Annotated in this window: 3 protein-coding genes and 1 pseudogene; 1 reads left to right on the top strand and 3 read right to left on the bottom strand. The window is 73.6% G+C overall.

From position 1 onward, the window contains the following. The 3 genes from ACFV4N_RS41710 to ACFV4N_RS41700 form a co-directional block, all read right to left on the bottom strand. A partial coding sequence (locus tag ACFV4N_RS41710) for an AAA family ATPase (protein WP_499678221.1) occupies positions 1-601 on the bottom strand: 601 nt, incomplete at its 3' end. Between the two features lie 86 nt (positions 602-687). After that, positions 688-1,467, bottom strand: a complete 780-nt coding sequence (locus ACFV4N_RS41705) for a putative protein N(5)-glutamine methyltransferase (protein WP_499678220.1) — start codon at positions 1,465-1,467, stop codon at positions 688-690. Between the two features lie 10 nt (positions 1,468-1,477). Then, complete coding sequence (locus ACFV4N_RS41700; RefSeq protein WP_499678219.1) at positions 1,478-2,383, bottom strand: TetR/AcrR family transcriptional regulator; 906 nt, start codon at positions 2,381-2,383, stop codon at positions 1,478-1,480. 89 nt (positions 2,384-2,472) lie between these two features. Between ACFV4N_RS41700 and ACFV4N_RS41695 the strand changes: the two are divergent. After that, positions 2,473-3,318 (top strand): annotated as a pseudogene (locus ACFV4N_RS41695) (excinuclease ABC subunit UvrA); the annotation flags it as partial.

Raw genomic sequence — 3,318 nt, 5'->3', positions numbered from 1 at the left:
CGCCCAGCTCCCACCGGCGGGCCGGGGCGAGGTCGCCCAGCGCGTCGCGGCCGGTGACCAGCACGCGGTGCCGCCGGTCGCCGGGCAGCAGCGGCAGCACCTGCGCGGCGGCCCCGGCGTCGTCCAGCACCAGCAGCACCCGGCCGGGGCGCTCGGCCAGCAGCGAGCGGTGCAGCGCCTCACGGCCCGCCAGGTCCGGCGGCAGGTGCTGCCCGGCCACGCCCAGCGCGCGCAGGTGCACCTCCAGCGCGGCCTCCGGCTCCAGGCGGGGCGCCCGCGCGAACCCCCGCAGGTCCTGGAACAGCACCCCGCCGGGGAACCACCCGGCGGCCACGGCGTCGTGCGCGGCGCGCAGCGCCAGGGTCGTCTTGCCGATGCCCGGCGGACCGACCAGCACGCCCACCACCGCGGCCGGGTCGGCCCCCGGGTCCAGGAAACCGGCCAGCTCCGCGAGCTCGGCCGCGCGGCCGGTGAACGCGGCCTCGACCGGCGGCAGACCCGCCAGGGCGGACGGCGGCGCCTGCTCGGCGCGCAGCACCACCCGGTCGATGCGCCCGGCCTGCACGACCGGCCCCAGCGCCGTGCCCTCGAACCTGTTCACCACCCTGTTGTACCGCTCGCACCGCCGACGGGGAACACGACCGACCTCGGGTCCGCACCCACGCGCCGGGCCCACTCTTCAGGCCCTCAGCCCTGGGGCGTCCCCGACCACGTCCCGCCCACCACGGTCGCCGCCAACTCCTCGTCGGAGGTCACCACCGCGTCCAGCCCGGCGGCCCGGAACGCGGCGGCGGTGGCGGCGGCCTGGTGGGCGCCGGTCTCGATCAGCAACCGGCCACCCGGCGCCAGCCACTCCCCCGCGCCGGCCACGACGCGGCGCTGCACGTCCAGCCCGTCGGCCCCGCCGTCGAGCGCCACGCGGTGCTCGTGGTCACGGGCCTCCGGCGGCATGTGGGCGATCTCGTCGGTCGGCACGTAGGGCGCGTTGACCGCGAGCAGGTCCACCCGACCGCGCAACCCCGCGGGCAGCGCCGCGTACAGGTCGCCCTCGTGCACCCGATCCGGGCTCAGGTTGCGGCGGGCGCAGCGCACGGCGGCGGGGTCGACGTCGGCCGCGTGCACCTCCACCCCCGGCACGCGGTGCGCCACGGCCGCACCGACCGCCCCGCTGCCGCAGCACAGGTCGACCACCACCGCGCCCGGCCCCAACCCCGCCACGGCCCGGTCCACGAGGTGCCCGGTGCGGCGGCGCGGCACGAACACCCCCGGCTCCACCGCGACGCGCAGCCCGCAGAACTCCGCCCAGCCCAGCACCTGCTCCAGCGGCAACCCCCCGACGCGGCTGCCGATCATCGCCTCCAGGTGCGCGGGGTCGCGGGAGTTGTCCAGCAGCAACCGGGCCTCGTCCTCGGCGAACACGCACCCGGCCGCGCGCAGCCTGCCCGCGACCTCGTCCAGCGGCGTCACGCGCCCCACCTCAGGCACCTCCCCGGGCGACGGTGGCCTCGATGCCGTCGAGCAGCACCGCCAGGCCCACCTCGAAGTTGCGCACCGCGTCGCGCTCCAGGTAGGGCGCGCACTCGTTGCCCGGCACGGGCGGCGGCGGCTCCTGCCCGAACCACGTCGACAGCGGGAACCGGTCGGCGAAGTCTGGCGACACCTCCTCCAGCAGCGACGACCGCGAGTACCACCACTCGTCGTCACCCATCCCGGTCACGCGCGCCGCACTCCTGGCATCCGCGATCACCGCCGCCGCACCCCGCACGAACTGCACCAACGCCCCCAGCACACCACGCAGCACCGACGCTTCCAGACCCGTCGCGCGCAACACCCGGACCAGGGTCTCCACCGTGGTGAACTCGTTGGGCCCCAGCACCGGCCGCGCCTGCGACACCTGCAACACCCACGGGTGGCGCAGGTAGAACTCGCGGTTGTCCCGCGCCCACGCAGTCAACGCCGACCGCCACCCGGAGTCCAGCGGATAATCGACCGGCAGCTCGCCCAGCACCTTGTCGCACATCAGGTCCACCAGTTCGGCCTTGTCCGCCACGTACGTGTACAGCGCCATCGCCGTGCGACCCAGCCGCTGCCCCACCGCCCGCATCGACACCGCCGCCATGCCGTCCTCGTCGGCCAGCGCGATCGCCGCGTCCACCACCGCGTCCACGCTCAACCCCGGCCGCCGCCCGGACCCCGCCGCGCCCGACTCCGCCGAACCCGATCCCGCCGGCCCCGATCCCGCCGGCCCCGATCCCGCCGGCCCCGACCCCGCCGGCCCCGACCCCGCCGCGCCCGACCCCGCCGCCGCGGCGCCCGGAGCCCGGTCACGCCACAGCAGCCGCATCGACCGGCGGGCGTCACCCTGCCCCGCGAACACCGCCACTTGCCACTCCTTACAGCGTAAAGTACTGTGCCCCAGTCGCCATGCGACACCATTACTTTACGGCATAAACAAACCAGGGGGAAACACGCATGGGCACGCTCGCCGACAGCCACGACGTCATCCAGGTGCGCGGCGCACGCGAGAACAACCTCAAGGACATCTCCGTCGACATCCCCAAACGCCGCCTCACCGTCTTCACCGGCGTCTCCGGCTCCGGCAAGTCCTCCCTCGTCTTCGGCACCATCGCCGCCGAATCCCAACGCCTCATCAACGAGACCTACACCGCGTTCATCCAATCCTTCATGCCCAACCTCGGCCGCCCCGACGTCGACGACCTCCGCAACCTCAGCGCCGCCATCATCGTCGACCAGGAACGCATGGGCGCCAACTCACGCTCCACCGTCGGCACCGCCACCGACGCCCACACCATGCTCCGCATCCTCTTCAGCCGACTCGGCCAACCCCACGCCGGCACCTCCGGCGCCTTCAGCTTCAACCTCCCCGAAGGCATGTGCCCCCGCTGCGAAGGCCTCGGCCGCACCACCACCACCGACATCGACCAACTCGTCGACCGCACCAAGAGCCTCAACCAGGGCGCCATCACCGTCCCCGGCTTCACCGTCGACAACTGGTACGTCCAGACCTACATCAACTCCGGCTTCTACGACCCCGACAAACCCCTCGCCGACTACACCGACCAAGAATGGGACGCCCTCCTCCACCGCGACACCACCAAGGTCAAGATCGGCAAGACCAACGTCACCTACGAGGGCCTCCTGGTCAAGGTCCAACGGCTCTACCTCGCCAAGGACCGCGAATCCCTGCAACCCCACATCCGCAAATTCGTCGACCGCGCCGTCACCTACACCACCTGCCCCGACTGCCACGGCGCCCGCCTCAACCAAGCCGCCCTCAACTCCACGATCAACGACCTG

This window comes from Actinosynnema sp. NPDC059797, from assembly GCF_042732085.1.
Lineage (GTDB): Bacteria > Actinomycetota > Actinomycetes > Mycobacteriales > Pseudonocardiaceae > Actinosynnema.
Note: the sequence above shows the minus strand (reverse complement) of the source record. Positions and strands in the feature narration are given on the sequence as shown.